At 62.2% G+C, this 25,570-nt stretch carries 31 protein-coding genes and 1 tRNA gene; 11 read left to right on the top strand and 21 right to left on the bottom strand.

Translation table 11 applies throughout. From position 1 onward, the window contains the following. Positions 1-140: 140 nt before the first annotated feature. From AC07N6_RS16420 to AC07N6_RS16385, 8 genes are all read left to right on the top strand, one after another. Complete coding sequence (locus AC07N6_RS16420) at positions 141-881, top strand: GntR family transcriptional regulator (RefSeq protein ID WP_494782751.1); 741 nt, start codon at positions 141-143, stop codon at positions 879-881. A 118-nt stretch (positions 882-999) separates the two neighbouring features. Then, the gene (locus AC07N6_RS16415) at positions 1,000-1,785 is read left to right on the top strand and encodes an SDR family oxidoreductase (RefSeq protein WP_494782752.1); all 786 of its coding nucleotides are present in this window, start codon (positions 1,000-1,002) and stop codon (positions 1,783-1,785) included. A gap of 68 nt (positions 1,786-1,853) precedes the next feature. Further along, entirely contained in the window at positions 1,854-3,005 is a 1,152-nt protein-coding gene (locus AC07N6_RS16410) for a pyridoxal phosphate-dependent aminotransferase (protein WP_494782753.1), read from the top strand. A gap of 29 nt (positions 3,006-3,034) precedes the next feature. Beyond that, a complete protein-coding gene (locus AC07N6_RS16405) occupies positions 3,035-3,913 on the top strand; it encodes an alpha/beta fold hydrolase (protein WP_494782754.1) in 879 nt (292 codons plus the stop codon). Positions 3,914-3,923: 10 nt separating this feature from the next. Beyond that, positions 3,924-5,168, top strand: a complete 1,245-nt coding sequence (locus tag AC07N6_RS16400; protein WP_494782755.1) for a Zn-dependent hydrolase — start codon at positions 3,924-3,926, stop codon at positions 5,166-5,168. 1 nt (position 5,169) lies between these two features. Next, positions 5,170-6,162 carry a cupin domain-containing protein gene (locus AC07N6_RS16395; protein ID WP_494782756.1) on the top strand — a complete coding sequence of 331 codons (993 nt, stop codon included), beginning with the start codon at positions 5,170-5,172 and terminating at the stop codon, positions 6,160-6,162. 613 nt (positions 6,163-6,775) lie between these two features. After that, on the top strand, positions 6,776-7,069 hold the full coding sequence (locus AC07N6_RS16390) for a type II toxin-antitoxin system RelE/ParE family toxin (protein ID WP_494782757.1): 294 nt from the start codon (positions 6,776-6,778) through the stop codon (positions 7,067-7,069). 15 nt (positions 7,070-7,084) lie between these two features. Then, positions 7,085-7,390, top strand: coding sequence for an addiction module antidote protein (locus AC07N6_RS16385; protein WP_494782758.1), 306 nt, complete (start codon positions 7,085-7,087; stop codon positions 7,388-7,390). 252 nt (positions 7,391-7,642) lie between these two features. Here AC07N6_RS16385 and AC07N6_RS16380 read toward each other — a convergent pair. From AC07N6_RS16380 to petA, 6 genes are all read right to left on the bottom strand, one after another. Next, positions 7,643-7,718 (bottom strand) — tRNA-Thr (locus tag AC07N6_RS16380). 25 nt (positions 7,719-7,743) lie between these two features. Next, the gene (locus AC07N6_RS16375) at positions 7,744-8,235 is read right to left on the bottom strand and encodes a ClpXP protease specificity-enhancing factor (RefSeq protein ID WP_494782759.1); all 492 of its coding nucleotides are present in this window, start codon (positions 8,233-8,235) and stop codon (positions 7,744-7,746) included. A 141-nt stretch (positions 8,236-8,376) separates the two neighbouring features. Further along, positions 8,377-8,988, bottom strand: coding sequence for a glutathione S-transferase N-terminal domain-containing protein (locus tag AC07N6_RS16370; protein WP_494782760.1), 612 nt, complete (start codon positions 8,986-8,988; stop codon positions 8,377-8,379). 88 nt (positions 8,989-9,076) lie between these two features. Then, the gene (locus AC07N6_RS16365; protein ID WP_494782761.1) at positions 9,077-9,841 is read right to left on the bottom strand and encodes a cytochrome c1; all 765 of its coding nucleotides are present in this window, start codon (positions 9,839-9,841) and stop codon (positions 9,077-9,079) included. A gap of 24 nt (positions 9,842-9,865) precedes the next feature. Next, positions 9,866-11,272, bottom strand: a complete 1,407-nt coding sequence (locus AC07N6_RS16360; RefSeq protein ID WP_494782762.1) for a cytochrome b — start codon at positions 11,270-11,272, stop codon at positions 9,866-9,868. Between the two features lie 2 nt (positions 11,273-11,274). Then, positions 11,275-11,883, bottom strand: coding sequence for a ubiquinol-cytochrome c reductase iron-sulfur subunit (gene petA / locus AC07N6_RS16355; protein WP_494782763.1), 609 nt, complete (start codon positions 11,881-11,883; stop codon positions 11,275-11,277). A gap of 294 nt (positions 11,884-12,177) precedes the next feature. Here petA and mscL point away from each other — a divergent pair, with 294 nt between their 5' ends. After that, on the top strand, positions 12,178-12,603 hold the full coding sequence (gene mscL / locus AC07N6_RS16350; RefSeq protein WP_494782764.1) for a large conductance mechanosensitive channel protein MscL: 426 nt from the start codon (positions 12,178-12,180) through the stop codon (positions 12,601-12,603). Between the two features lie 97 nt (positions 12,604-12,700). On the opposite strand, the gene AC07N6_RS16345 is transcribed toward mscL, so the two are convergent. Further along, the gene (locus AC07N6_RS16345; RefSeq protein ID WP_494782765.1) at positions 12,701-13,465 is read right to left on the bottom strand and encodes a Nif3-like dinuclear metal center hexameric protein; all 765 of its coding nucleotides are present in this window, start codon (positions 13,463-13,465) and stop codon (positions 12,701-12,703) included. Positions 13,466-13,488: 23 nt separating this feature from the next. Between AC07N6_RS16345 and AC07N6_RS16340 the strand changes: the two genes are divergently transcribed. Then, positions 13,489-14,670, top strand: coding sequence for a S1C family serine protease (locus AC07N6_RS16340; protein WP_494782766.1), 1,182 nt, complete (start codon positions 13,489-13,491; stop codon positions 14,668-14,670). Between the two features lie 85 nt (positions 14,671-14,755). Further along, positions 14,756-15,445: a DUF2461 domain-containing protein gene (locus AC07N6_RS16335; protein WP_494782767.1), complete on the top strand. Its 690-nt coding sequence runs from the start codon at positions 14,756-14,758 to the stop codon at positions 15,443-15,445. Between the two features lie 30 nt (positions 15,446-15,475). Here the strand turns inward: AC07N6_RS16335 and AC07N6_RS16330 are convergent, their stop codons facing one another. The 14 genes from AC07N6_RS16330 to hisD form a co-directional block, all read right to left on the bottom strand. Then, on the bottom strand, positions 15,476-16,192 hold the full coding sequence (locus AC07N6_RS16330) for an SDR family oxidoreductase (RefSeq protein WP_494782768.1): 717 nt from the start codon (positions 16,190-16,192) through the stop codon (positions 15,476-15,478). Between the two features lie 67 nt (positions 16,193-16,259). Further along, a complete protein-coding gene (gene tatC, locus AC07N6_RS16325; protein WP_494782769.1) occupies positions 16,260-17,039 on the bottom strand; it encodes a twin-arginine translocase subunit TatC in 780 nt (259 codons plus the stop codon). 48 nt (positions 17,040-17,087) lie between these two features. Continuing rightward, positions 17,088-17,612 carry a Sec-independent protein translocase protein TatB gene (gene tatB, locus AC07N6_RS16320; protein ID WP_494782770.1) on the bottom strand — a complete coding sequence of 175 codons (525 nt, stop codon included), beginning with the start codon at positions 17,610-17,612 and terminating at the stop codon, positions 17,088-17,090. 168 nt (positions 17,613-17,780) lie between these two features. Further along, the gene (gene tatA, locus AC07N6_RS16315; RefSeq protein WP_050466667.1) at positions 17,781-17,987 is read right to left on the bottom strand and encodes a Sec-independent protein translocase subunit TatA; all 207 of its coding nucleotides are present in this window, start codon (positions 17,985-17,987) and stop codon (positions 17,781-17,783) included. Positions 17,988-18,067: 80 nt separating this feature from the next. Then, positions 18,068-18,448, bottom strand: a complete 381-nt coding sequence (locus tag AC07N6_RS16310; RefSeq protein ID WP_494782771.1) for a histidine triad nucleotide-binding protein — start codon at positions 18,446-18,448, stop codon at positions 18,068-18,070. A gap of 32 nt (positions 18,449-18,480) precedes the next feature. Further along, positions 18,481-18,819 (bottom strand): phosphoribosyl-ATP diphosphatase, encoded by a 339-nt coding sequence (locus tag AC07N6_RS16305; protein WP_494782772.1) that lies wholly within the window; start codon positions 18,817-18,819, stop codon positions 18,481-18,483. Beyond that, positions 18,816-19,322: a phosphoribosyl-AMP cyclohydrolase gene (gene hisI, locus AC07N6_RS16300; protein WP_494782773.1), complete on the bottom strand. Its 507-nt coding sequence runs from the start codon at positions 19,320-19,322 to the stop codon at positions 18,816-18,818. Before hisI ends, AC07N6_RS16305 begins: the two co-directional genes overlap by 4 nt. Beyond that, a complete protein-coding gene (gene hisF, locus AC07N6_RS16295; protein ID WP_494782774.1) occupies positions 19,319-20,083 on the bottom strand; it encodes an imidazole glycerol phosphate synthase subunit HisF in 765 nt (254 codons plus the stop codon). The genes hisI and hisF overlap by 4 nt, the downstream gene beginning before the upstream one ends. Positions 20,084-20,108: 25 nt before the next feature. Next, complete coding sequence (gene hisA / locus AC07N6_RS16290; protein WP_494782775.1) at positions 20,109-20,906, bottom strand: 1-(5-phosphoribosyl)-5-[(5-phosphoribosylamino)methylideneamino]imidazole-4-carboxamide isomerase; 798 nt, start codon at positions 20,904-20,906, stop codon at positions 20,109-20,111. An 84-nt stretch (positions 20,907-20,990) separates the two neighbouring features. After that, a complete protein-coding gene (gene hisH, locus AC07N6_RS16285; RefSeq protein ID WP_494782776.1) occupies positions 20,991-21,629 on the bottom strand; it encodes an imidazole glycerol phosphate synthase subunit HisH in 639 nt (212 codons plus the stop codon). A gap of 39 nt (positions 21,630-21,668) precedes the next feature. Continuing rightward, on the bottom strand, positions 21,669-22,265 hold the full coding sequence (gene hisB / locus AC07N6_RS16280; protein ID WP_050466674.1) for an imidazoleglycerol-phosphate dehydratase HisB: 597 nt from the start codon (positions 22,263-22,265) through the stop codon (positions 21,669-21,671). Positions 22,266-22,337: 72 nt separating this feature from the next. After that, complete coding sequence (hisC, locus tag AC07N6_RS16275; protein WP_494782777.1) at positions 22,338-23,450, bottom strand: histidinol-phosphate transaminase; 1,113 nt, start codon at positions 23,448-23,450, stop codon at positions 22,338-22,340. Further along, positions 23,431-24,246, bottom strand: coding sequence for a DNA-methyltransferase (locus tag AC07N6_RS16270; protein ID WP_494782778.1), 816 nt, complete (start codon positions 24,244-24,246; stop codon positions 23,431-23,433). Before AC07N6_RS16270 ends, hisC begins: the two co-directional genes overlap by 20 nt. Before the next feature lie 4 nt (positions 24,247-24,250). Next, positions 24,251-25,564, bottom strand: coding sequence for a histidinol dehydrogenase (hisD, locus tag AC07N6_RS16265; RefSeq protein ID WP_494782779.1), 1,314 nt, complete (start codon positions 25,562-25,564; stop codon positions 24,251-24,253). Between the last annotated feature and the right edge of the window lie 6 nt (positions 25,565-25,570).

The following is a 25,570-nucleotide window of genomic DNA, read 5'->3' as shown; positions in this document are numbered from 1 at the left end:
GAGTTGGCGGCGCATATGCCGGTGCCGGAAGGCGCCCGGAATGGAGAGTCACAGGCAGTCGTCACAAACATGGCATGTCGCCGGAAGAAGCGGACAATGAAGTACTATGTATATTATTAACGTCAATTGGTATTATAAAAATGACTGAAAGTGCACAAAAAGAGATCGCCCGCCCCCAAAAAGAGGCTTCACGCACTCCGGTGGCGCGTGAAACGCTGGAGATCCAGCCCAATGAAACACTGGCCGACAGTCTGCAGCGACGCTTCGAGCGCGACATCGCCAACGGCACGCTAAGGCCCGGCATGCGGCTCGACGAAAAGGAGATCGCCGAGCGCTTCGGCGTTTCCCGCACCCCGGTGCGCGAGGCGTTGCGCCTGCTTTCGGCCAGCGGCCTGGTCGACCTGCGCGGCCATCAGGGCGTCACGGTCCGGACCATCAAGGTGCAGGCCCTGCTGGAGATGTTCCAGGTCATGGCCGAGCTGGAAGGCTTGTGCGCGCGCCTGGCGTCGCGCCGCATCTCGCCCGAGCAGCGCGCGCAGCTGGAACAGATCCATGCACGACTGACAGCGGCCGCCACCGAAGGCACCGCCAACGAGTTCTACGATATCAACAAGGAATTCCACGAAGCCATCTACAGCGTGGCGCGCAACGAGTTCCTGGCCGAGCAGACGCGCTCGCTGCGCAACCGCGTCGGCGCCTACCGCCGCCAGGTCACCTATATGCCGGGCCGCATCGCCGACACCTTGCGCGAGCACGAGGAAGTGATGCAGGCGATCTTCGCCCATGACGGCGAACGCGCGCACGCGGCGATGCGCGGCCACATCAGCCTGCTGGGCGACAACCTGAGCGACTTCATCGCCCATTTCAACGTCGTCAACTGAGTTTTCGGGCAATAAATCGGCAGTAAAGACGTCTTTTTGTGGTGTGCCGGCGAAGTTGGTATGCAAATTGCTAGATTTTGTATATCAATATCCTAACCCCACCCACAGGAGAGTCATCTTGCAGCTGAATCTGAACACCAAATCCGTTTTGATCACCGGCGCATCCAAAGGCATCGGCCTGGCCTGCGCCTACAGCTACGCCGAAGAAGGCTGCCGCACGCTGCATCTGGCCGCGCGCAACGGCGACGCCATGAGCAGCGCCAAGGCCGACCTCGAACAACGCTATCCGGGCATCAAGGTGACGGTGCATGCGCTGGATCTGTCCTCGACCGCCGCCATGGAGGCGCTGGTGGAGCAAGTCGGCTACGTCGATATCCTGATCAACAACGCCGGCGACATCCCGGCCGGCTCGCTGGAAATCGTCAACGACGAAGCCTGGCGCAAGGGCTTCGACCTCAAGGTATTCGGCTACATCACGCTGGCGCGCGCCTTCTACGGCAAGATGAAGGGCCGCGACGGCGTCATCATCAACGTCATCGGCAACTCCGGCGAAAACTGGGATGCCAGCTACATCGCCGGCAGCACCGGCAACGCCGCGCTGATGTCCTTCACCAAGGCGCTGGGCGGCGCCAGCCTGAACGACGGCATCCGCGTGGTCGGCATCAATCCCGGCCCGGTCGCCACCGACCGCATGCTCAAGATCATGAAGCGCAAGGCCATCGACATGCTGGGCGACGAGACGCGCTGGGAAGAACTGTTCGACAAATATCCCGGCAAGCGCCCGGCGACCTCGGAAGAAGTGGCCGACCTGGTGTCCTTCATGTCCTCGCCGAAAGCCGGCTATATCACCGGCACCATCGTCACCATCGACGGCGGCATCGCGTCGCGCGGCTCGGTGATCTGAGAACATGTTCTGAGGCAGCACCTTCATCGCGCCTGACCTGGCCGCTTTCAATACGAAAAGAGAACCGCATGTCCAACACCGCCACACCGTCGAACGCCGATATCCGCAACAAGTATTTCGATGAACTGTTTTCCACCACCGGCCTGCGCTGGCTGGGACAGAACACCAATCACATCCCGGCGCATCCGTCGGTGCAGGCGGCGATGATCGCCTCGATCGAGGCCGGCGAGTTCAACGCCTACGCCCCGCCGCTGGGCTTCGAAGCGCTGCGCGACGCCATCGTGGCCGACCTCGGCACGCCGGACGCCAAAGCGCTGATCACCGACGGCGGCGTCAATGCGCTGGCGATGGTATGCCGCGCGCGCTGCCGCCCCGGCACCACCTTCGTCACCACCGATCCGACCTGGAAATGGCCCTGCCTGTTCGCGCGCCAGCAAGGCGCAGAAGTGATCGAAATCCCGATCTACGATGCGGCCTGCAATTACCGGCTGAGCGCCGACGCCTTGCGCGCGGTCGTCGATGAGCGCACCGCCGTCATCTATCTGGTCGACCCCAACAATCCGCTGGGCATCTGCTACAGCCGGGCCGAGATCGAAGAGTTCGCGGCCATCGCCAACGAGTGCGGCGCGCTGCTGGTGCATGACTGCACCTATCGCGATTTCGCCGACAGCCATTACCCGGCGATCCATGCCGCGCCCGACAACGCCGTGGTGTCGCTGAGTTTTTCCAAATGGCTGGGGCTGGCCGGTTTGCGTATCGGCGCACTGGTGGCGTCGCCCAAGCTGCTCGAAGAAATCGCCGGCTTCACCAGCAGCGTGCTGGGCGCCAGCGTGGTGGCGCAACGCGCGGCGCAGGCCGGGCTGGCGATCAAGCAGGAATGGATGCAGGAAGTGCGCGCCATCGACCGCGGCAACAAGGCGGCGATCGCGGCCGCGGTAGCGAAGATCCCCGGCCTGGCTTTGCCGGTGTATCCGTCGCAGGGCAATTTCCTGGTGCTGGAAACCATAGGCGCCGACATCAAGCCGGAGGCGCTGGTTGATTGCTATCTGCGACGCGGTTTCATGATACGCCAGGGCGCGTACCACACCCAGCGCTTCGGCGAGCGCTTCATCAAGATCAGCACCTCGGTGCCGGCTCAATGGGTGACAGACTTCTGCGCCATCCTGCCGGAGATGGTGGAAGAAGCGCGTGCCGTCAAGGAAACCCGTCCGCAATTTTGATCCACCACATTCTGAAGCAGGAGCAGCCCATGTTCATCACCACCAAAGACAATTTTCAGTTGCATGTGGAAGAATGCGGCAGCGGCACGCCGATCTTGTTCATCCACGAATTCGGCGGCAATCACCTGGCCTGGGAGCCGCAGCTCAGCTACTTCAGCCGCCGCCATCGCTGCATCACGTACGCCGCGCGCGGCTATCCGCCGTCCGACGTTCCAGACAACCTGGACGATTATTCACAGGTCAAGGCGGTGGAAGATGCGGTTGCGGTGCTGGATGGCCTGGGCATAGACAAGGCGCACATCGTCGGTTTGTCCATGGGCGGTTTCGCCACCGTGCATTTCGGCCTGATGGCGCCCGAGCGCGCGCTGTCGCTGACCATCGCCGGGGCCGGTTACGGCTGTGAAAAGGATCTCGAAGAGTACTTCCGCGGCGTCTCGCGCACCGTGGCCGACAAGTTTGAAAGCATGGGTTCGGAAGCCTTCGCGAAGATTTATGCGCTGGGCGCCAGCCGCGTGCAATTCCAGAACAAGGATCCGCGCGGCTGGGCCGACTTTGCCGCGCGCCTGGCCACCCATTCGGCCAGGGGCGCGTCGATGACCATGCGCGGCGTGCAGGCGCGGCGTCCTTCCTTCTACGATCTGGAAGACGGCCTGAAGGCGATGCAGTTGCCGGCGCTGGTGATGGTCGGCGATGAAGACGACCACTGCCTGCAACCCGGCATCTATCTCAAGAAAACCATTCCGGCCTGCGGCCTGGTGGTGTTCCCCAAGACCGGCCACACGCTGAACCTGGAAGAGCCGGCCAGGTTCAATCAGGAAGTGGCCGAGTTCATCGCCCAGGTGGAAGCCGGCGCCTGGCGCAAGCGCGACCCGCGCGCCAATCCGGATCAAGTCATGCGTACCGATTGAGGACATGTCCATGTTTGCATCCGCTCCCAGCAATATCAATCAAACCCGGCTCTGGCAACGCCTGATGACGCTGGCGCAGATCGGCGCCACGCCAAATGGCGGCGTCAACCGGCAGGCGCTCAGCGCCGAAGAAATCGAGGCCTGGCATGTGATGCTGGCGTGGGCGACGGAGGCCGGACTGGATGCCTTCACCGATGCGGCCGGCAATCTGTTTTTGCGGCTGGCCGGGCGCGATGCGGCGGCCTTGCCGGTGTTGAGCGGCAGCCATCTCGATTCGCAGCCGACCGGCGGCCGCTTCGACGGCGTGTACGGCGTACTGGCGGCGTTGGAAGTCTTGGTCAGCCTGTCCGAAAGCGGCTGGCGGCCACAGCGCGATCTGATCATGGTGGCCTGGATGAATGAAGAAGGCTCGCGCTTCGCCCCCGGCATGATGGGGTCGGAAGGCTTTGCGCATCATCGCTCGATGACCGACATCCGCGCCGCGCGCGATGTCGACGGCGTGCTGGCCGGCGATGCGCTGGATCATTTGCTGCACACCTTCGCGCATCTGCCGCAACGACCGCTCGGGTTTCCGCTGGCCGGCTACGTCGAGGCGCATATCGAACAAGGCCCGGTGCTGGAAGCGCAAGAAAAAACCATAGGCGTGGTCACCGCGATCCAGGGCAAGAAAACCTTTGAAGTCACGATACAGGGCGCGCGCGGCCATGCCGGCACGCTGGCCATGCGCGATCGGCGCGATGCCGTGACCGCCTTCGCCCGCATCTGCTGCGCGCTGGATACCCAGATCGGCGGCTACGACGACATCGTCAAGTTCACCATCGGCCGCGTGCAGGTGTTGCCGAACGCGCCATCGGTAATCGCCGGCTCGCTTAGTTTCAGCATCGACCTGCGCCATCCCGACAATGCGATCCTGAATGCCCTGGGCAACCAGGTCGAGGCGATCTGCAACACGGAAGTACGGCCCTGCGAAGCCGAGGTCAGGCTGCTGGTGAATGCCCCCTCCAACGAGTTCGACGCCGCGCTGCAGGACCTGGTCGAACAGTCCGCCGCAGCCCGCGGCTTGCCCTCAATGCGCCTGCTGTCGGCTGCCGGCCACGATGCGCGCTACATGGCCCCCTTATGTCCGAGCGCCATGATCTTCATCCCGTGCCGCGGCGGCGTCAGCCATGCCGAGCACGAATGGAGCGAGCCGGAACAGGTCGGCGCCGGCGCCAATGTACTGCTCGATACGCTGATGCAACTGGCCGGGAGCTGACATGCAAGCAGATCTCGCCGGCAAGCAGGAAAAACCCGTCAACATGGCCGACATGCCGGTGCAATTGCCGTCGGCGCCGGCCGATGCGGCGCAGTCGCGGGCGCGCTATTTCAACTCCGGCAATGCCTTCAATGTAAAACTGCCGCCGGTGCCGGCGCATGTCTTCCGCGCCGAACCCGCCGCTGCGTTGGCGCAACAGACCGGCTGCGGCGGCAACAGCGCCTATATTCTGTGCGACCGTTCGGCCGAGCTGGGATGCGGTTTTCCGGCGACGACGCCGCTGATGCTGGCACGCTATGCGCGTATTGCACCCGGCGGCAGCTTGTCGGCAAACATCGCCGCCACCGGATCGATCTGGTATGTGATTGCAGGCAGCGGCGCCACGCTGTGCCAGGGCGCGCAGGAGACAGAAAACTTCCATTGGGCCCAGGGCGATGTCTTCCTGCTGCCGGGCGGCGCGGATATCGTGTTGCAGGGCGGCGGCGACGGCGCCACGCTGTGGATGGTCGCCAATGACCCGCAACTGGCGCATGACGGCTTGCAGCCGGGAACGGGATTTACTGCGCCGGTGCACTACCCGGCGGCGGAAATCGCGCTGCAACTGGAGCACGTGTTCGCCGCCACGCAAGATGCAAAAACTTCGGGGCTGGCGCTGATCTTCTCCACAGAAAAGATGGAAGCCAGCCACAATATCCTGCCGACCCTGACCCTGTCGTTCAACACCTTGCCGCCGGCTGAAGCGCAACGCGCGCACAGCCATAATTCGGCCGCGATCACGCTGATCGTCCAGGGTGAAGGCTGCCATTCCATGGTAGCCGGCGAGCGGTGCGACTGGTCGCCCTGGGCCACCATGATCACGCCGCCGGCCGCGTTGCATTCACATCACAATGCGGGCAAGTCGCGCGCCTTGTTCCTGATCGTGCAGGATGGCGGCCTTTATTATCATGCGCGCACCATGGGTTTTCGCTTCGCCGCCGACGATCATCCGAAGTGAATGGAGATGAGCGGATTCGGCAGTCTTCCCGCAGGACGCTGCAAGCACAAGAAAAGGCTCATTGTGGAGTCCAGACTCCGTTCACCCTGAGTAGCTGCGCAGCAGCGTATCGAAGGGCAGGCAAGACCGCTAACGCTGGCGCGCTGGCTTCGATACGGCCCTGGCGGGCCTACTCAGCCCGAACGGGCTCTGTGATCAGTGGTTCAGAATTAGCCTTAACTGAACCGCATTACTCCTAGCTACATCAAAATGCGTCAAATTCGCCCTTCGGACCGGCTCCTATGTCATGGGGGCTTACTTTTGCCGGTGACGCATTTTTAAGTCAAAACAGCCCGGAAAAGCCGGCAGGCGCGGGATGGGGCAACTGCACGCGCCAGCGTAAAATCGCCTTAAATATTCCATTTTGACAATATTTTTAGACATCGCCATAGGCGACTCAAGATGGCCAAAGTGAGGCCGTGGCCCTCGCCCCCCCCTTACTCTCGCCGACATCCTTGTCGCCTTGCCTGGACGCTCTACGTGAGTCCTTGCACCCGCTCCTTGGTCGCAGCAATCAAGGAAGCATTCAGGGCATCGTTTTGATAATTTGTAATCGATCGATTACAATGCAAACATGTTCTCAATAAAACCACTCCCAGAATTCACGGCATGGCTCGACGGCCTGAAAGATTCCTCGGTTCGTGGCCTTGTCGTGGCAAGAATCAAAAGATTGGAACTCGGACTCATGGGTGATGTTGAGCCAGTTGGCGAAGGCGTCTCGGAACTCCGCATTCATGTTGGGGCTGGATGGCGTGTGTATTTCACGCAGCGCGGCGCGCACATGGTCGTGCTGCTCGTTGGCGGCTCAAAACGTTCACAAAAGAACGATATCAAGCGCGCCAAGGCGCTCGCAGCGATGTTGGATTAACGAAAGGAAATGACTATGACCAAACGAATTAAAGTTGACGAGCTGCCAGAATTCGACGCCGCCCCTTATCTCGATAACGAGGAAACCATTGCGGCCTATCTCACCGACATTCTGGAAGCGAACGACGCGGCTTTGCTGGCGTCGGCACTTGGCGACATCGCGCGTGCTCGTGGCATGGGGGAAATTGCCAAGTCGGCAGGCATTACGCGCGAAGCGCTTTACAAGGCGTTGCGCCCTGGCAGCTCCCCGCGCTTCGACACGGTCAACCGTGTCTGCGCTGCGCTCGGCGTGCGCCTGGTGGCACAAGCCGTGCATAGCTGATCGCGCGCGAATTTCTTGGACCACCTTGGCCGGATTGAGCATGCCGGACTTGAAGCCGCCAAATAACCCCATGGTGAGCAAGATACTGCACCGCCTAGGCGCGACCCGCTCCAGGCGTGAGCGCTATTTCTCAAAATTCACCTAATGAATTCTGGCGCAAAGAAATGCGATTGATTTATTGCGACATCACGTAAGTGCAAAAATTGCGAAGCAAAAAAAAGCGGCCCACATCACTGTGGGCCGCTTCGACATTGGTGCTGGCTGCAGGACTTGAACCCGCCACCCCCTGATTACAAGTCAGGTGCTCTACCAGATGAGCTAAGCCAGCAAAAACTTTAGCCGGCGATTATAGCCTACTTGATGCGGGTAAGTACAGGGCGCCCGCCTTTTTTCGGTGGCTCCGGGTCGTCATCGCCCGGCGCTTCGGTTGCGGCAGGCTTTTTCTCGGGCTCCGAAACCGGGACGGAAGACAGCATGGGGGCGCCCCCATCCTTCTCACCTTCTTCTTCAGCCTCGTCGGGCGCAGCGCCCAGGTTGGGCGCCTCGAAGGCCATGCCCTGCCCGTTCTCGCGGGCGTAGATGGCGATGACGTTCTCGACCGGGATCATGATGTCCCTGGAAACGCCGCCAAAACGCGCGCTGAAGCTGATGCTGTCATTTTCCATCTTCAGGCTGCTGGTGGCCTCGAAGCTGATGTTGAGGACGATTTCGCCGTTCTTGACGAATTGCATCGGTACGCGCGTACGGCTGTCGACCACTACTGCGATATGGGGGGTGAAGCCGTTGTCGGTGCACCATTCGTAAATGGCGCGCAGCAGATAAGGCTTGGTTGAAACTTCAGGCATGACTGGGTGTGTAGTGCGATGCACGGACATGGGCCTGCGCATCTGCCGGCATGGCCGGGGTGGAACTGCAAAACGGTCTGGACTGCTGCCGCCGTCCCGGCCGGAGGCGCGGGAACGGGCGGCATGTACGGCATGTGCGACTTAACGGCGCATGACCTTTTCCGACGGGGTCAGCGCTTCGATGTAGGCCGGGCGCGAGAAAATGCGCTCGGCGTACTTCATCAGCGGGGCTGCGGTCTTGGACAGCTCGATGCCGTAGTGATCCAGGCGCCACAGCAGCGGCGCCAGGGCCACGTCCAGCATGGAGAACTCGTCGCCCAGCATGTACTTGTTCTTCAGGAACAGGGGCGCCAGTTGGGTCAGGCGGTCGCGGATTTCGTTGCGGGCCTTCTCCTGGTTCTTCTCGGCAGCCCTGGACTTTTCATTCTCCAGCGTGTGCACGTGGATGAACAGTTCCTTCTCGAAGTTGAACAGCATCAGGCGGGCACGGGCGCGCATGAGTGGATCGGCCGGCATCAGTTGCGGGTGCGGGAAACGCTCATCGATGTATTCGTTGATGATGTTCGACTCGTACAGCACCAGGTCGCGCTCGACCAGGATCGGCACCTGGCCGTAGGGGTTCATGACGGAAATGTCTTCCGGCTTGTTGAACAGGTCAACATCGCGGATTTCAAAATCCATGCCCTTTTCGAACAGGACAAGGCGGCAACGTTGCGAAAATGGGCAGGTCGTGCCCGAATAAAGAACCATCATTTTTGTAGAGCCCTAAAAACAAAAGGGGGGCGAGACGCATAACGCTCACCCCGATACGCAATTCCGCAAACTTCGCGGAGTCGAGATTTTACTTGACGTTCTTCCAGTAGGAAGCGTTCAGACGCCACGTCAGAACCAGGAAGACGCCCAGGAACAACAGTACCCAGACGCCAAGCCGTTTGCGCGTATTCTGCGCAGGTTCGGCCATCCACTGCAGATAGCCGACCAGATCGGCGACGGCGTTATCATATTCGATTGCGCTCATCTTGCCCGGTTTGATCTGCTCGAATCCCGCGAATTTGTGGATAGTCTTGCCTTCGTCGTGGGGATCTTTCTCCTCGACGTACTTGGCGCCCCGGATTCCTTGCAATTCCCACAACACGTGCGGCATGCCGACATTGGGGAAAAGCATGTTGTTCCAGCCGGTGGGGCGGCTGTCGTCCTTATAATAACTGCGCAGGTAGGTATAAATCCAGTCCGGACCCGATCCAAGTTCGGATGCCTTGGCCCGCGCGATCACCGAAAGGTCCGGCGGGGTGGCCCCGAACCAGGCTTTGGCGTCCTGCGGCTGCATCGAAATTTTCATCAGATCTCCGACTTTTTCCCCTGTAAACAAGAGGTTATTCTTGATCTGGTCTTCCGACAGGCCGATGTCGCGCAGGCGGTTGTAGCGCATCGATGATGCCGCATGGCAATTCAGGCAATAGTTCACAAACAGCTTGGCGCCGTTTTGCAATGCAGAAACATCCTTGGTGCGATCCGGCGCATGATCCAGCGCAAAACTGCCCTCGTTGGCGCAAGCGAACGCCGGCAACAGCGCCAGCGTGGCGATCAGTCTCTTCAGCAATTTCATCTTCTTGTCCTTTTGGCGGCTGGCTTAGTGCGGATGGTAGACGACACGGTCGGGCACCGGCTTGAACGTGCCGGCGGCACTCCACCACGGCATCAGCAGGAAGAAGCCGAGGTAGATGATCGAGCAGACCTGGGAGATGACAGTACCGATGGCAGTCGGCGGCTGCACGCCCAGATAACCCAGCGCAATAAAGGCAACGCCAAAGACAAGATAAATATATTTATGCCAGTCCGGACGGTAACGGATGGACTTGACCTGCGACTGGTCCAGCCACGGCAAGCCGCCCAGGATCACCACCGACAGCCCCATCAGCACCACGCCCCAGAACTTGGCGTCGAACACCAGCATGCCGGCGATCACTGCCAGGCCGATCACGATGGCGGCGATCTTGAGCATGCTGCCCAGGCGCGACTTGAACACCAGCAGTGCGACATAGGCCGCCACCCCGGCGATCAGCCAGCCCATGAAGTCGGCCGTCGTGGCGCGCAGGATCGAATAGAACGGCGTGAAGTACCACACCGGCGCGATGTGCGGCGGCGTCTTGAGCGAATCGGCCGGGATGAAGTTGTTGTACTCCAGGAAGTAACCGCCCATCTCCGGCGCGAAGAACACCACCGCCGAGAACACGATCAGGAAGATCGACACGGCGAAGATGTCGTGCACCGAGTAGTACGGGTGGAACGGCACGCCATCCAGCGGCACGCCGTTGGCATCAAGATTGTCCTTGATCTCGATGCCGTCGGGGTTGTTCGAGCCGACTTCGTGCAGCGCGATGATGTGCGCCACCACCAGGCCGATCAGCACCAGCGGAATGGCGATCACGTGGAACGAGAAGAAGCGGTTCAGGGTAGCGTCGGAGACCACGTAGTCGCCGCGGATCCACAGCGACAGGTCAGGGCCGATGAAGGGGATCGCGCCGAACAGGTTGACGATCACCTGCGCGCCCCAGTACGACATCTGCCCCCAGGGCAGCAGGTAGCCCATGAAGGCCTCGCCCATCAGGCACAGGAAGATCGCCACGCCGAACAGCCACACCAGCTCGCGCGGCTTGCGGTAGGAGCCGTAGAGCAGGCCGCGCACCATGTGCAGGTAGACCACGATGAAGAAGGCCGAAGCGCCGGTCGAGTGCATGTAGCGCACCAGCCAGCCCCAGGGCACATCGCGCATGATGTACTCCACCGAGGCGAAGGCCAGGTTGGCATCGGGCTTGTAGTGCATCACCAGGAAGATGCCGGTGACGATCTGGATCACCAGCACCAACAGCGCCAGCGAGCCGAAGGCGTACCAGAAATTGAAGTTCTTGGGCGCGTAATACTCGGAAAGGTGGGCTTTCCAGGTCGAGGTCAGCGGAAAACGGGCGTCGATCCAGTTAAGCGCCTTGGCGGAGACCGGCGCATCGTCTGGCAGTTTCTTTTCGTGGAATGCACCCATGGTCATGCCTCCCCTTTTTCGTCTTTGCCGATGACCAGCCTGCTGTCGCCTTCGAACATGTAACGCGGCACCTGGAGGTTGTCTGGGGACGGCTTGTTCTTGTAGACGCGCCCGGCGAGATCGAACGTGGAACCGTGGCAGGGGCACAGGAAACCGCCATGCCAGTCATCCGGCAGCGAAGCTTGCGGGCCGGACTGGAAACGTGCGCTGGGGGAGCAACCGAGGTGCGGGCAAATGCCGACCACCACCAGCAGATCCTTGCGGATTGAGCGCCATTCGTTGAGCGCATAGTCGGGCGTCTCGGAGAAATCAGTGCGCTTGGACTGCGGATCGGCCACTTCGCCATCCACCTGCTTGAGCGACGCCACCATCTCGGGGGTACGCTTGAGAATCCAGACCGGCTTGCCGCGCCATTCCACGGTACGCATTTCACCGGGAGCCAAGGCCGAGATATCGACTTCAACCGGTGCGCCCGCGGCCTTGGCCCGTTCCGACGGCTGCAAGGTAGAGACGAAAGCTCCGGCAGTGGCCAACCCTGCTACACCGCCGGCCGCGCAAGTGGCAACAAGCAAACCTCGTCGACTTGCGTCGACCTGATTCTCATCCGTCATAAAGACCCCTATCTCCATATGTAAGTTAGCGTGGACCTTCTAAGTGACCCTCATGCAACTTTTGATTATATATAAGCTGAATAGGGTTTTGAAGCTAACGGGCAGTTATGGCGCCGACTGGCGCAAAAAACCATTCGGCGCGGCGCAACCTGTTGTCAATCTGATCTTTTTGCCTCTTATTTTGCGATGCAGCACAAGATCGCCGCCAATTTACTTTTCAGGCGCGACGGGATATAACGCCCTAGCGCCATCCCTTCATAGACAAATAGCAATCTTCCACAGGAGAAATCAACCATGAGCATGCTCAAAGACTTCCGCGCATTTGCGGTCAAGGGCAACGTAGTCGACCTCGCAGTCGGCGTCATCATCGGCGGCGCCTTCGGCAAAATCGTCGAATCCATGGTGCAGGACATCATCATGCCGGTCGTCGGCAAAATCTTCGGCGGCCTCGATTTCGCCAGCTACTACATCCCGCTCAACGGCCAGCCCTACGGCTTGTCGCTGGTCGAGGCCAAGAAGGCCGGCGCGGTATTCGCCTACGGCAATTTCGTGACCATCCTGATCAACTTCGTGATCCTGGCGTTCATCATCTTTCAGATGATTCGCATCATCAACAAGGCACGCGACCTGACCGCCAAGCAAGAGGAAGCAGCAGCGCCTGCGGAACCGTCGGAAGACGTCCTGCTGCTGCGCGAAATCCGCGATGCGCTGAAGAAGTAAACCGGCAACTGCGCCATCAAAAAGCCCCATGCGGGGTTTTTGATGGCATACGCGGCGCCGGGGCTGTGCTCCCGGTCAAACCGCGCTCAAGCCGCGTTCAAACCGGATTATCGATGTCGATAAACCGGTGTTCGATGCCGAAATGCTCCGCCGCGTGCGCGCCCAGCGCCTGCACGCCATAGCGCTCGGTGGCGTGATGGCCGGCCGCGATATAGATGGTGCCGGTCTCGCGCGCCAGATGCACCGTGGGTTCGGAAATCTCGCCGCTGATATACGCCGAAGCGCCGGCCGCGATCGCATCGGCCAACATGCCCTGCGCCGCGCCGGTGCACCAGGCAATCTCGCCCAGCGCTTGCTGCGGATCGCCGATCAGCAGCGGCATGCGTCCCAGGCGCTTTTCGATCAGCGCGGCGAGATCGGCGGCCGTCTTCACTGAAGGCGAGTTGCTGCGCCCGAGCCAGCCCAGGTCGTCGTCGCCGAAACGGCCGCTGGCGGCCAGATCGAGCTGGCGCGCAAGCTGCGCGTTGTTGCCCAATTGCGGATGCGCATCCAGCGGAAGATGGTAGGCGAACAGGTTGACATCGTTGGACAGCAGCAGCTTTAGCCGGCGCTGCTTGGCGCCGATCACCCGCATATCCTCGCCGCGCCAGAAATAACCGTGGTGGACCAGGATGGCGTCGGCCTTCAGATCGAGGGCGGCTTCGATCAGCGCCAGGCTCGCGGTCACGCCGCTGACGACCCTGGCAATCGCCGCCCGCCCTTCCACCTGCAGGCCGTTTGGGCAATAATCGCGGTATTGCACGGCATTGAGCGTCTGGCCGAGATATTTCCCGAACGCGTCCCTGGTAACTTGCCGGCTCATTTTCATCCTCATCTGGTTTCTATATGCGACGTTTATGGTTGTTGTTTGCCCAAACCGTGACAATCGGTTTGGCAGTGTGGTTCATTGTAACGACCTTGAAGCCCGACTGGACATCCGGCACCTTCAGCTCCCGCGCACGCCCCGCCCAGTCCACAGTGCAAATGCAGGAAGCCACCCCCGACGCGCCCGCGCTCAGTTCCTATCAGCACGCCGCGCGGCAGGCCATGCCATCCGTGGTGAACATCTTCACCACCACGGAAGCGCGTCCGCAAAAAAGCCCGTTCCAGAACGATCCCTTCTTCCGCAAGTTCTTCGGCGACCAGTTCGACGACCAGCAGCAGGACGACAAGCAATCCAGCCTGGGCTCGGGCGTGATCGTCAGCCCGCAAGGCTATATCCTGACCAACAACCATGTGGTGGAAGCGGCCGACCAGATCGAAGTGGCGCTGGCCGATGGCCGCAAGGCGACCGCCAAGGTAGTCGGCATCGACCCTGAAACCGACCTGGCGGTGATCAAGATCGAGCTGCCCAACCTGCCGGCCATCACGCTGGGACATCCCGAGAGCAGTTCGGTGGGCGATGTGGTGCTGGCCATCGGCAACCCCTTCGGCGTGGGCCAGACCGTCACCATGGGCATCATCTCGGCGCTGGGCCGCAACCATCTCGGCATCAACACCTTCGAGAACTTCATCCAGACCGACGCCGCCATCAACCCCGGCAACTCCGGCGGCGCGCTGGTCGACACCAACGGCAACCTGCTCGGCGTCAACACCGCGATCTATTCGCGCACCGGCGGCAACCTGGGCATCGGCTTCGCCATCCCGATGTCGACCGCCAAGACCGTGATGGAAGCCATCATCAGCCACGGCCAGGTGGTGCGCGGCTGGATCGGCGTCGAGCCGCAAGACATCACGCCGGAACTGGCCGAAAGCTTCGGCCTGGGCAAGAAGACCGGCGCCATCATCGCCGGCGTGTTGAAAGGCGGCCCGGCCGACCGCGCCGGCATGAAACCGGGCGACATCCTGGTCAGCATCGAAGGCAAACCGGTCTCCGACACCACCGAGATGCTCAACGTGATCGCCCAGCTCACGCCCGGCCAGAACATTGCCATGACGGTGCTGCGCCGGGCGCAGGAAACCAAGCTCAGCATCACCGTGGGCAAGCGTCCGCCGCCGCCCAAGACCGATGACAGCGACGAAGAATAAGAAGAGCCAGAAGGGCTAGAATGCCCGATACCACGCGCCCCGACAGCGGGGCGCGGCCATCGCCATCACAAGGAGATCGAACAAGATGCACGTGCGCGACCTGACCCAGTTCCTGGCCGAACTGTCCGAGAACAACAACCGCGCCTGGTTCGTGATGAACAAGCCGCGCTACGACATCCTGCGCGAAGAGTTCCTGGCGCTGACCACGCAGTTGATCGCCGACATCGCCAAGTTCGATCCCGCCATCGCGGGATGCAATCCCAAGAAGGCATTGTTCCGCATCAACCGCGACATGCGCTTCTCGCACGACAAGAGCCCGTACAAGACCCATTTCTCCGCCGCCATCACCGCCAGCGGCCTGAAAAAGCCCAGCCAGGGCGGCGGCCCGGCCTATTACTTCCACATCGACGCGAACGGCAAGCTGCTCATCGCCGGCGGCGAATACATGCCGCCATCGGATCGCCTGCGCGCTATCCGCAACCAGGTCATCAGCGATGCGCCGGGCTTCAACAAGATGCGCAAGAACAAGAAACTGGTGGCAACCTACGGCGACCTGCAGGACGAAGGCAAGCTGGTGCGCCCGCCCAAGGGCTTCGATCCGGACAGCCCGAATATCGAATACGTGAAGCTGAAAAGCTTCATCGTGTGGACCGAAACCAGCATCAAGAAGAAAGTGCCGGCCGACCTGAAGAAGGACGTGCTGGCCGGATTCAAGGATGCTTATCCGCTGGTGAACTGGCTGCGCAATATTGCGCTGCAGGCGGCGGAAGAATAAACGCCCGGGAAAGCCCGAACGTGAAAAAGCTCACGCGCGGGTAGGCCCCCGGAAATGCACAGCATCGATATGGCAACTGCGCGGCTGGGTCAGCACGAAGCGCATCGTCTCCCAAATGGAACGCCCATTGAGCAGTTGGCCCGCAGGGTTGACCGTTTCATCCAGGCCGGTCACTTCGAAATCGGGCGGATAAAAGCCAGTGACGCGAATTTTTTCCTGGGCCAGCTGATGTGCCATGTTCTGGCAGAAACCGCTCATCCCATGCTTGGCGGCAAAGAAGGCCGGGTGGGCGATGGAATTGGTGAACTGTGGCACGCCACATACTGAAATCATGGCCATGATGTCGGCCGCATCTGAGCGACGCAAACTGGGCAAAAGCGCCCGGGTCAGGATGATCGAACCGATCAGCCCGGAGTTGATGGTGCCGGCGATGTCTTCATCGCTGTCGGCCTCTCCAAGCGATCCTTCGAGCCACTGCGCCGCGCTCAGCACCAGGACGTCCACCGGACGCTCATCTTCCTGCAGGTGTTTGGCGAAAGCGCGCACCGATGCTGCATCGGCGATATCACACTGGTAGGCACGGGCCGAGCCGCCTTCGCCCTGGATGATTTCGCAGGTAGCCTGGGCGCTGGACAACTGGCGCGCACATAGATCGACATGAGCCCCTTCGCGGGCCAGCCAGACCGACACCGCCTGGCCAAAGTCGCGACCGCCTCCGGTCACGACAACACGTTTATTGTTCAACATGATCTGCGTCCTCTCAAATGCGGGCCGTCGCAGGCCGGGATGCTCGAGGAGTGGACAGGCGGCCGACCTACTCGGCAGCGGAAGATTTGGCCTCTTCGCCATCCGGCGCGCGCGTGGCGCGTTCGAAGATGGGCGCCACAATCAGGCCTATCTCATACAGCAGCACCAAGGGCACAGCCAGCATCAGCTGGCTCATGACGTCGGGCGGCGTCACCACGGCAGCGACCACAAAAGCGCCGACGATCACGTACGGGCGGATCTGCTTGAGTTTCTGCAACGGCACCAGGCCCATGCGCACCAGCACGATCACGATCACCGGCACTTCGAAAGTGACCCCGAAGGCGACAAACATGGTCAGCACGAAGTCGACGTAGCTGTCGATGTCCGGCGCCACCGAGACCGACTTGGGCGCGAAGTTGTTGATGAACGGGAACACCACGCCGAATACGAAGAAATAGCAGAACGCCACGCCGATGACGAACAGCAGCGAGGATGAAATCACCAACGGCGCGATCAGCTTCTTTTCATGCGCGTACAGGCCCGGGGCGACGAAGGCCCATAGCTGGTACAGCACCCAGGGCAGCGAAACCAGCACCGCCACCAGCATGGTGACCTTGATCGGGATCAGGAAGGGGGTAATGACGCCGGTGGCGATCATCTTGCTGCCCACCGGCAGCGCATGGATCATCGGCGCCGCCAGCACGTCGAAGATGTGGGCCGCGAAAGGCATCATGCACAGGAAGACCACCAGCACCACCGCCGCGGCCTTGACGACGCGGCTACGCAGTTCGATCAGGTGCGAGATGAAGCTGTCTTCGGTGCCGGCCGTATTGTTTTCTTCAGCCATGGAGTTTGCTGCGCAAAGGTAAGGTGAGGACGCGGGGCGCCGTCGGGATTAAAAGAAACCGGCCGACTTGCCGGCGCCGATCGGACGATATTTTGCCACTCGCGCCGAGGCCGAGATCACGCGTGTCTTGCGCCCGCTCTGGTGCTTGTACCAGGCCGGGACGGCGGTGGTGCGCGCCAGTTTCTTGCGGCGGAACGCCTTGGCCTTGATCGAGAGCATATCGGCGCTGGGCGTGCGGTTCCAGCTGCCGGCGCCCGAGGCGGCGCTGTCGCCGACCGAAGCGTCGTCGCCGCCGTTCCAGGCGTCGTTGAGCGAGGCCTGGGTGTCGGATACGCTCTTGTGGATACTGCCCGACACGTCGCTGGCCGCCTGCTCCACATCCTTTTGCATCTTGCGCAGCTCGTCCAGCTCGATCTCGCGGCTGACCTCGCTCTTGACGTCGTTGATGTAACGCTGTGCGCGGCCGAACAGGGTGCCGGCCATGCGCGCCACCTTGGGCAGCCGCTCGGGGCCGATCACGACCAGCGCGACCACGCCGATCAGGGCCAGCTTGGAAAGGCCGATATCAATCATGGATCTTGGACATTAATGGCAAAGTACAACAGGCAAGGCGCAACGAGGCGCGGTGGACGTGCCCGCCGAACCAGCGGCGGACGCGGAAATCTGGAGGCGGCCTGCAACGCTTCCCTCGTGCATGCGGCATAGCGCCGCTGCAGCGGGCGCGCAACAGGCGCCGCTTGATCAGCTGCCGGACTTGTCTTTTTCCTTGGCCTGGACATCGATGGCCGGATCCTTGGCCTGCTCGTCTTCAGCGCCCTTGACGCCGTCCTTGAAACCCTTGACGGCCTTGCCCAGGTCGGAGCCCATGTTGCTGAGCTTCTTGGTACCGAAAACCAGCATGACGATCACCAGAACAATCAGCCAATGCCAAATACTGAACGAACCCATTCTCTTCTCCTAAGCGGACATCCCTGCCCTGTCTACAAAACGTTCCTTGTCCCTGCCGGCGCTGCATGCGCGCCGGCTCATTATTGTTGCACGAAGCGTACCCGCCACGGATGCGGGCCGCCAATGACGTGCATATGCAGATGGTACACCTCCTGCCCGCCATCCGGTCCGGTATTGAACAGCGTCTTGAAACCGCCGCTGCGGTTGCCGTCGGCATCGACCTGGAAGCCGCAGCCCTGCTCGGCCGCCAGCTTGGGCGCGAGCAGCGCCATTTTGCCCAGCAAGGCGGCCTGCCCGGGGCCGCAGTCCGACAGCGTGGCGACGTGCTGGCGCGGCACGATCAGGAAATGCACCGGCGCGGCCGGGTTGATGTCGTGGAAAGCGACCACATCCTCGTCTTCGTACAGCTTCTTCGACGGGATTTCACCGGCGGCGATCTTGCAAAAAATACAATTATCCAACACCGTTCTCCTGCTCAGATGGGGGATCGCGCTCAATCCTTGCGCGCGGCTTTTTCTTCCAGGCCGGAAAGGCCTTCGCGGCGCGCCAGCTCGTCGAGCACGTCCTGGGGCTTCAGGTCGAACTGGGCCAGCATCACCATGGAATGGAACCAGAGGTCGGCACACTCGTAGAGCACCTTGGACTTGTCGCCCGAGACGCGGGCATCCTTGGCCGCCATCACGGTTTCGGTAGCTTCCTCGCCGATCTTCTTGAGGATGGCGTCGTCGCCCTTGGCAAACAGCTTGGCGACATACGATTTTTCAGGGTTGCCGCCGTTGGCCGGCTTGCGCGACTCGATGACTTCGGCCAGGCGCTTCAATGTTTCGCTCATGATTCGGTCTTGCCCGGTTCGGTATCCTTGGCCGCGTCGGCGGTCTTGCGCGTGCGCTTGGGCTTGTCCGCGGCCTTCTCGGCCTTGGCCGCCGGCGCGCCGCCGGCGCCCGGCGGCAAATCCTTCAATACCGGCTCCACGGTCAGCCATTCGCCATTGTCGGCGCTGCCGTCGAATTTCTGGAAGAAGCAGGAGTGACGGCCGGTGTGGCAGGCAATGCCGGCCACCTGTTCGACCTTGAGCAGCACCACGTCTTCGTCGCAGTCGAGGCGGATCTCGTGCACCTTCTGGAAGTGGCCGGACTCCTCGCCCTTGTGCCACAGCTTCTTGCGCGAGCGGCTCCAGTAGACGGCCTGGCCGATCTCAACCGTCCTGGCCAGCGCCTCGCGGTTCATCCAGGCGAACATCAGCACATCGTTGCTGCCGACTTCCTGGGTGATCACCGGCACCAGGCCGACCTCATCCCATTTGACCTTGTTCAGCCACTTGGCGCTGATGCTCATGCCAGCCTCATTGGAATGTTTTGGTCGGCCATGAAGCGCTTGGCTTCCTGCACGGTGTGCTGGCCATAGTGGAAGATGCTGGCGGCCAGCACCGCATCGGCACGGCCGCGGGTAATGCCGTCGGCCAGGTCCTGCAGGCCGCCGACGCCGCCCGAGGCGATCACCGGAATGCTCACCGCTTCCGATACCGCGCGCGTGAGATCGAGGTCGAAACCGCTCTTGGTGCCGTCGCGGTCCATGCTGGTCAAGAGGATCTCGCCGGCGCCCAGGCGCGCCATGTTGCGCGCCCATTCGACCGCGTCCAGGCCGGTGGCCTTGCGGCCGCCGTGGGTGTAGACCTCCCACTTGCCGTCGCCGGCGCGCTTGGCGTCGATCGCCACCACGATGCATTGCGAACCGTACTTGCTGGCGGCATCGGCCACCAGTTGCGGGTTGGTCACGGCGGAAGTGTTGATGCCGACCTTGTCGGCGCCGGCGTTAAGCAGGCGGCGCACATCGTCGACCGCGCGCACGCCGCCGCCCACCGTCAGCGGAATGAAGACCTGCGAGGCGACCGCTTCGATGATGTCGAGGATCAGGTCGCGGCCATCGGAGGAAGCGGTGATGTCGAGGAAGGTCAGCTCGTCGGCGCCCTGCTCGTCATAACGCCGCGCGATCTCCACCGGATCGCCGGCATCGCGCAGTTCGAGAAAATTGACCCCCTTCACGACGCGGCCGGCGGTCACGTCGAGGCAGGGGATGATGCGTTTTGCGAGGGCCATCTTGTTTGCTACCTTATGTGCTGCATCAGTCGCCGCCGGCTTCGGTATCCGCGCCTTCGGCTTGCGTCAGTTCGTCGGCGCGGTCCTGCGCGCTGCGCAGGTCCAGCGTGCCTTCATAGATCGAGCGGCCGCAGATGACCGCCTCGATGCCCTCATCTTCCACGCCGCACAGCGCTTCCACATCCTTGATGTTGTGCACGCCGCCCGAGGCGATGATCGGGATCGACACCGCCTGCGCCAGGCGCACGGTGGCTTCGATGTTGACGCCGCCCATCATGCCGTCGCGGCCGATGTCGGTATAGACGATGGCTTCGCAGCCATAGCCCTCGAACTTCTTGGCCAGGTCGATCACCTCGTGGCCCGACAGCTTGCTCCAGCCGTCGGTGGCGACCTTGCCGTCCTTGGCGTCCAGGCCGACGATGATCTGGCCGGGGAAGGCGCTGCAGGCGTCATGCAGGAAACCGGGGTTCTTCACCGCCGCGGTACCGATGATGATGTAGGACAGGCCGTCATCCAGGTAACGCTCAATGGTATCGAGGTCGCGGATGCCGCCGCCCAGTTGCACGGGGATCTCTTCGACGCCGTTTTCCTCGGCGTAGGCGGCGACCGCCTTGAGGATGGACTTGACCGCCGCTTCGTTCTTGGGCTTGCCCGCGAATGCGCCGTTCAGGTCGACCAGGTGCAGGCGGCGGGCGCCTTGCTTGAGCCAGTGCAGGGCCATTTCTGCCGGGTCTTCGGAGAAAACGGTGACTTGTTCCATATCGCCTTGTTTCAGGCGGACGCAATGACCGTCTTTCAGGTCGATGGCGGGTATCAGCAGCATGGCTACGGTATGACTATCTGTAAAAGGAGTTTGTGGGCAAGGCAGGCCCGGCAGGATTTGCCGGACTTGCCTTAAATACAAAAATCAGGGCTTCCAGTGTACGAAATTCCGATACAGCTGCAAACCCGCAGCGGCACTTTTTTCCGGGTGGAACTGGGTTGCAAAGATATTATCGCGGGCCACCGCGCAAGCGAAGTCGCGGCCGTAAGGAGTCTGGCCGACCACATGCGCCTGGTCCGCGGGGACGGCATAGAAACTGTGCACGAAATAGAAGAAGGCATGGTCCGCAATCCCTTCCCACAATGGATGCGGCGCCGTCTGGCGGACATGGTTCCAGCCCATTTGCGGCACCTTGTAGCGCGAGCCGTCGTCCTGCAGCATGCCGTCCAGCTCGAAACGCAGCACCTTGCCCGGCAACAGGCCCAGGCCGGGGGTATCACCCTCCTCGCTCCAGTCGAACAGCATCTGCTCGCCCACGCACACGCCGAACAGCGGCTTGCTGCGCGCGGCCTCGACCACCGCCTCCTGCAGGCCGGACTCGCGCAGGCAGCGCATGCAGTCGGGCATGGCGCCCTGGCCGGGCAGCACCACACGGTCGGCATTGCGGATGTCGGCGACTTCGCCGGAAATGCGTACATCGGCTTCCGGCGCGACATGGCGCAGGGCTTGCGCTACCGAGCGCAGGTTGCCCATGCCGTAATCCACTACAACAATTTTGTTCATATCGGAAAGTCCGGCGCACAGCGCGCCGGATACTGGTGATTACAAGCTGCCCTTGGTGGATGGAATCGTGCCTGCGGCGCGCTCATCGAGCTCGATCGCCATGCGCAGCGCGCGGCCGAATGCCTTGAACACGGTCTCGCACTGGTGATGCGCATTGATGCCGCGCAGGTTGTCGATGTGCAGGGTCACCTGCGCATGATTGACGAAACCGTGGAAGAACTCGCTGGTCAGGTCGACGTCGAAGGCGCCGATCATCGAACGCGTGAACGGGATGTGGTATTCCAGGCCGGGACGGCCGGAGAAGTCGATCACCACGCGCGACAGCGCTTCGTCCAGCGGCACGTAGGCATGGCCGTAACGGCGGATGCCCTTCTTGTCGCCGATGGCCTTGGCGAAGGCCTGGCCCAGGGTGATGCCCACGTCTTCCACCGTGTGGTGCGCGTCGATATGCAGATCGCCCTTGGCTTCGATATCAAGGTCGATCAGGCCGTGGCGCGCGATCTGGTCCAGCATGTGGTCAAGGAAGGGCACGCCGGTATCGAGCTTTTGCTTGCCGGTTCCGTCCAGGTTGATCGCGACGCGGATCTGCGTCTCGTTGGTGTTGCGGACGACTTCCGCGGTTCTGGGTGTAGACATGGTCAGGGTAAAGCGGGATTCAAACGAAAGGGTTCTGCAAAGATGGTTCCGGAAGCGCCGGCTGCAAGTGCCTCATTGCGCTTGCAGCGCCGATTTCAGCGCCGTCAGGAAAGCGGTATTTTCTTCTTGTGTGCTAACGGTAATACGCAAACAGTTATGCAGCAATGCATGCATTTTACCGGCATTTTTGACCAGCACCTTACCGGCGAGCAAAGCGCCGAAAACTTTCTCGGCATCCGGGACCCGGATCAGCACGAAGTTGGCGGCCGACGGGAACACGTCCACCCCGTCCAGCGCCGCCAGTTGCGCCATCAGGTCGGCGCGGGCGCTGCGCAGCGCCGCAGCCTGCGCTTCCAGCACGTCGAGGTGCTCCAGCATGAACAGCGCGACCGTCTCGGTCAATACATTGATGTTATACGGCGGGCGGATCTTGTCGAATTCGCGCAACAGCGCCGGCGCGACCGACATATAGCCCAGGCGGATGCCGGCCAGCCCCAGCTTGGACACCGTGCGCATCACCACCAGATTGTTGAACTGCGGCAATGCCTGCATCAGGCTGGCCTGGGCGAACGGCTGGTAAGCCTCGTCCACCACCACCAGGCCATACGGCGCGGCGGCTTGCACGATGCGCAGGATGTCGTCCGCGTCGAACAGCGTGCCGGTCGGGTTATTGGGATAGGAAAGATAGGTGATGGCCGGGCGATGCAGCTCCATCGCCGCCAGCATCGCCGGCAGATCCAGCGTGAAATCCTCGCGCAGCGGCACGCCGACATAGTCCAGCCCGGCGGCCAGCGCCGACACCTGATACATCACGAAGCTGGGCTCCGGCGCCAGCACCTTGCGGCCGGGCACGGCGCAGGCCATCGACAGGATGGAAATCAGCTCGTCCGAACCGTTGCCCAGCAGCACGTCATAGCCGTCCGGCACCCCCAGTTTGCTGCGTATCGCCTCTTTCAAGCGCACATAACCCGGCACCGGGTAACGGTTCAGTTCCGCCTGCGCCAGCCGCTGCGCCAGGGCCTGGCGCAGTTCGGGCGGCAGGAGGTAGGGATTCTCCATCGCATCCAGCTTGAGCATGCCCTCGGCGTCAGGCACGTGATACGCCTGCCAGCCGCGCACCAGCGGACGGATCACGCTGGCAATCAAGGGGTCGCAGGAGCTTGGGTCAGCCGGTGACTTGTTCATCTTGTTGGCTCGCAGGTTCCAGCGCCGCCAGGCGCTGGCGAATCAGTTCGCAGTAATCGGGATTGAGTTCGAAGCCGGCGAAACGCCGGCAGCAGCGGCGCGCCGCCACCGCCGTGGTGCCGCTGCCCATGAACGGGTCGAGCACCACGCCGTCCGGCGGACAGGACGCCTTGATCATGCGCTCGACGATCTCCAGCGGCTTTTGCGTGGGATGGTCGGCGCGCTCCTTGTGTTCGCGGTGCAGGCGCGAGACGCTCCAGACATCCTTGGGGTTGTAGCCCATCTCCAGCCACTTGGCGCCGACGAAGATGGAACGCGAACGCGCCTTCTTGGTTTGCTCGTCATAGGGGATGCGGATGGCGTCGAGGTCGAAGAAATAATCCTTGGCACGCGCAAAGAAACCGATGGTGTCGTGCACCGAGGAGTAACGCCGGGTGCTGCCGCCCATGGAGGGCACGCGGCGGTCCCAGACGATCTCGTTGATCATGGTCATGCGCTGCTTCAACATGACGAAAATCTCCGGCGAATAGCGCCAGGTCAGGAAGATGTAGAGGCTGCCGTTGGCCTTGAGCTTGGGCAGCGCGGCATCGATCCATTGCTCGGTCCAGCGCAGGTATTCGACGGTATCGAGCTTGTCGGAGTCGTTGCCGTAGTCCTTGCCCAGCCCGTACGGCGGGTCGGCGATCAGGAGGTCGATACTGCCGTCCGGAATGCGCCGCAAACCCTGCAACGCATCCTCGCAATGCACGCGATCCAGCCAGCCTTCGCCTGCAAACGGGTCGGAGGCAGCCGTCATCGCATCACTTCAGGCGCAGTTCGGCGGAACGGGCGTGCGCCTGCAGGCCCTCGCCATAGGCCAGTTCCGCGGCGATCTTGCCCAGCGTCTGGGCGCCGGCCTCGGATACGCGGATCAGGCTCGAGCGCTTCTGGAAGTCGTACACGCCCAGCGGCGACGAAAAGCGCGCAGTGCGCGAAGTCGGCAGCACGTGGTTGGGACCGGCACAGTAGTCGCCCAGCGCTTCGGACGAAAAACGGCCGAGGAACATGGCGCCGGCGTGGCGGATCCGGTCGGCCCAGCGCTGCGGATCTTCGGTAGAGATTTCCAGGTGCTCGGCGGCGATCATGTTGGCGATCTCGCAGGCCTCTTCCATGTCGCGCACTTTCACCAGCGCGCCGCGGTCGGTCAGCGAAGTGCGGATCACATCACGGCGCGGCATGGCGTCGAGCAGCTGGTTGATCGAGGCTTCCACCTTGGCGATGTAATCGGCGTCCGGACACAGCAGGATGGATTGCGCCAGCTCGTCGTGCTCGGCCTGCGAGAACAGGTCCATGGCGATCCAGTCCGGGTCGGTGCTGCCGTCGCACACCACCAGAATCTCGGAAGGCCCGGCAATCATGTCGATGCCGACCACCCCGAACACACGGCGCTTGGCAGCGGCCACGTAGGCGTTGCCGGGGCCGACGATCTTGTCCACCTGCGGAATGGTCGCCGTGCCATAGGCCAGCGCGCCGACCGCCTGCGCGCCGCCGATGGTGAACACGCGGTCCACGCCGGCGATCGCGGCGGCGGCCAGCACCAGTTCATTCTTCACGCCATCCGGCGTGGGCACCACCATGATGACTTCCTGCACGCCGGCCACCTTGGCCGGGATCGCGTTCATCAGCACCGACGAGGGATAGGCGGCCTTGCCGCCCGGCACGTAGATGCCGACGCGGTCCAGCGGCGTGACCTTCTGGCCCAGTTCAGTGCCGTCAGCCTCCCGGTACAGGAAACCGTCGGAGCCGCATTCTTTCTTCTGGCGCTCGTGGTAGGCGCGCACGCGGTCGGCGGCGGCTTGCAGCGCCGCACGGCGCGTCTCGGACAAGCCGGCCAGCGCCGCCTGCAAGGCCTCCTTGCCGATTTCCAGCGCGGCCAGCGAAGCCGCCTGCACGCGGTCGAAACGCTGCGTGTACTCCAGCACGGCGGCGTCGCCGCGCGCCTTGACGTCGGCCAGGATGCCGGCGGCGGCGCGGTCGATGGCCTCGTCTTCGCCGGCTTCGAAGGCCAGCACGGCCGACAGCTTGTCGCGGAAGCCGGCGTCGGCGGAATCGAGTTTTCGGATGGCAATGCTCATGGGGTC

The sequence above is a fragment of the Herbaspirillum sp. GW821-FHT09A12 genome (genome assembly GCF_059418325.1).
The sequence above is the reverse complement of the archived record's forward strand: the minus strand, read 5'-3'. Positions and strand labels throughout refer to the sequence as shown.

Bases quoted from the DNA above. Each gene is read 5' to 3' on its own strand.
- hisD (WP_494782779.1), bottom strand. From the start codon at position 25,564: ATGAGCATTGCCATCCGAAAACTCGATTCCGCCGACGCCGGCTTCCGC.
- AC07N6_RS16375 (WP_494782759.1), bottom strand. From the start codon at position 8,235: ATGCCTGAAGTTTCAACCAAGCCTTATCTGCTGCGCGCCATTTACGAA.
- mscL (WP_494782764.1), top strand. From the start codon at position 12,178: ATGAGCATGCTCAAAGACTTCCGCGCATTTGCGGTCAAGGGCAACGTA.
- AC07N6_RS16370 (WP_494782760.1), bottom strand. From the start codon at position 8,988: ATGATGGTTCTTTATTCGGGCACGACCTGCCCATTTTCGCAACGTTGC.
- AC07N6_RS16420 (WP_494782751.1), top strand. From the start codon at position 141: ATGACTGAAAGTGCACAAAAAGAGATCGCCCGCCCCCAAAAAGAGGCT.
- AC07N6_RS16405 (WP_494782754.1), top strand. From the start codon at position 3,035: ATGTTCATCACCACCAAAGACAATTTTCAGTTGCATGTGGAAGAATGC.
- AC07N6_RS16400 (WP_494782755.1), top strand. From the start codon at position 3,924: ATGTTTGCATCCGCTCCCAGCAATATCAATCAAACCCGGCTCTGGCAA.
- hisH (WP_494782776.1), bottom strand. From the start codon at position 21,629: ATGAACAAAATTGTTGTAGTGGATTACGGCATGGGCAACCTGCGCTCG.
- AC07N6_RS16335 (WP_494782767.1), top strand. From the start codon at position 14,756: ATGCACGTGCGCGACCTGACCCAGTTCCTGGCCGAACTGTCCGAGAAC.
- tatC (WP_494782769.1), bottom strand. From the start codon at position 17,039: ATGGCTGAAGAAAACAATACGGCCGGCACCGAAGACAGCTTCATCTCG.
- AC07N6_RS16390 (WP_494782757.1), top strand. From the start codon at position 6,776: ATGTTCTCAATAAAACCACTCCCAGAATTCACGGCATGGCTCGACGGC.
- hisC (WP_494782777.1), bottom strand. From the start codon at position 23,450: ATGAACAAGTCACCGGCTGACCCAAGCTCCTGCGACCCCTTGATTGCC.
- hisI (WP_494782773.1), bottom strand. From the start codon at position 19,322: ATGAGCATCAGCGCCAAGTGGCTGAACAAGGTCAAATGGGATGAGGTC.
- hisB (WP_050466674.1), bottom strand. From the start codon at position 22,265: ATGTCTACACCCAGAACCGCGGAAGTCGTCCGCAACACCAACGAGACG.
- hisF (WP_494782774.1), bottom strand. From the start codon at position 20,083: ATGGCCCTCGCAAAACGCATCATCCCCTGCCTCGACGTGACCGCCGGC.
- AC07N6_RS16270 (WP_494782778.1), bottom strand. From the start codon at position 24,246: ATGACGGCTGCCTCCGACCCGTTTGCAGGCGAAGGCTGGCTGGATCGC.
- tatA (WP_050466667.1), bottom strand. From the start codon at position 17,987: ATGGGTTCGTTCAGTATTTGGCATTGGCTGATTGTTCTGGTGATCGTC.
- AC07N6_RS16330 (WP_494782768.1), bottom strand. From the start codon at position 16,192: ATGTTGAACAATAAACGTGTTGTCGTGACCGGAGGCGGTCGCGACTTT.
- AC07N6_RS16385 (WP_494782758.1), top strand. From the start codon at position 7,085: ATGACCAAACGAATTAAAGTTGACGAGCTGCCAGAATTCGACGCCGCC.
- AC07N6_RS16360 (WP_494782762.1), bottom strand. From the start codon at position 11,272: ATGGGTGCATTCCACGAAAAGAAACTGCCAGACGATGCGCCGGTCTCC.
- hisA (WP_494782775.1), bottom strand. From the start codon at position 20,906: ATGCTGCTGATACCCGCCATCGACCTGAAAGACGGTCATTGCGTCCGC.
- AC07N6_RS16365 (WP_494782761.1), bottom strand. From the start codon at position 9,841: ATGAAATTGCTGAAGAGACTGATCGCCACGCTGGCGCTGTTGCCGGCG.
- AC07N6_RS16345 (WP_494782765.1), bottom strand. From the start codon at position 13,465: ATGAGCCGGCAAGTTACCAGGGACGCGTTCGGGAAATATCTCGGCCAG.
- tatB (WP_494782770.1), bottom strand. From the start codon at position 17,612: ATGATTGATATCGGCCTTTCCAAGCTGGCCCTGATCGGCGTGGTCGCG.
- AC07N6_RS16395 (WP_494782756.1), top strand. From the start codon at position 5,170: ATGCAAGCAGATCTCGCCGGCAAGCAGGAAAAACCCGTCAACATGGCC.
- petA (WP_494782763.1), bottom strand. From the start codon at position 11,883: ATGACGGATGAGAATCAGGTCGACGCAAGTCGACGAGGTTTGCTTGTT.
- AC07N6_RS16305 (WP_494782772.1), bottom strand. From the start codon at position 18,819: ATGAGCGAAACATTGAAGCGCCTGGCCGAAGTCATCGAGTCGCGCAAG.
- AC07N6_RS16410 (WP_494782753.1), top strand. From the start codon at position 1,854: ATGTCCAACACCGCCACACCGTCGAACGCCGATATCCGCAACAAGTAT.
- AC07N6_RS16340 (WP_494782766.1), top strand. From the start codon at position 13,489: ATGCGACGTTTATGGTTGTTGTTTGCCCAAACCGTGACAATCGGTTTG.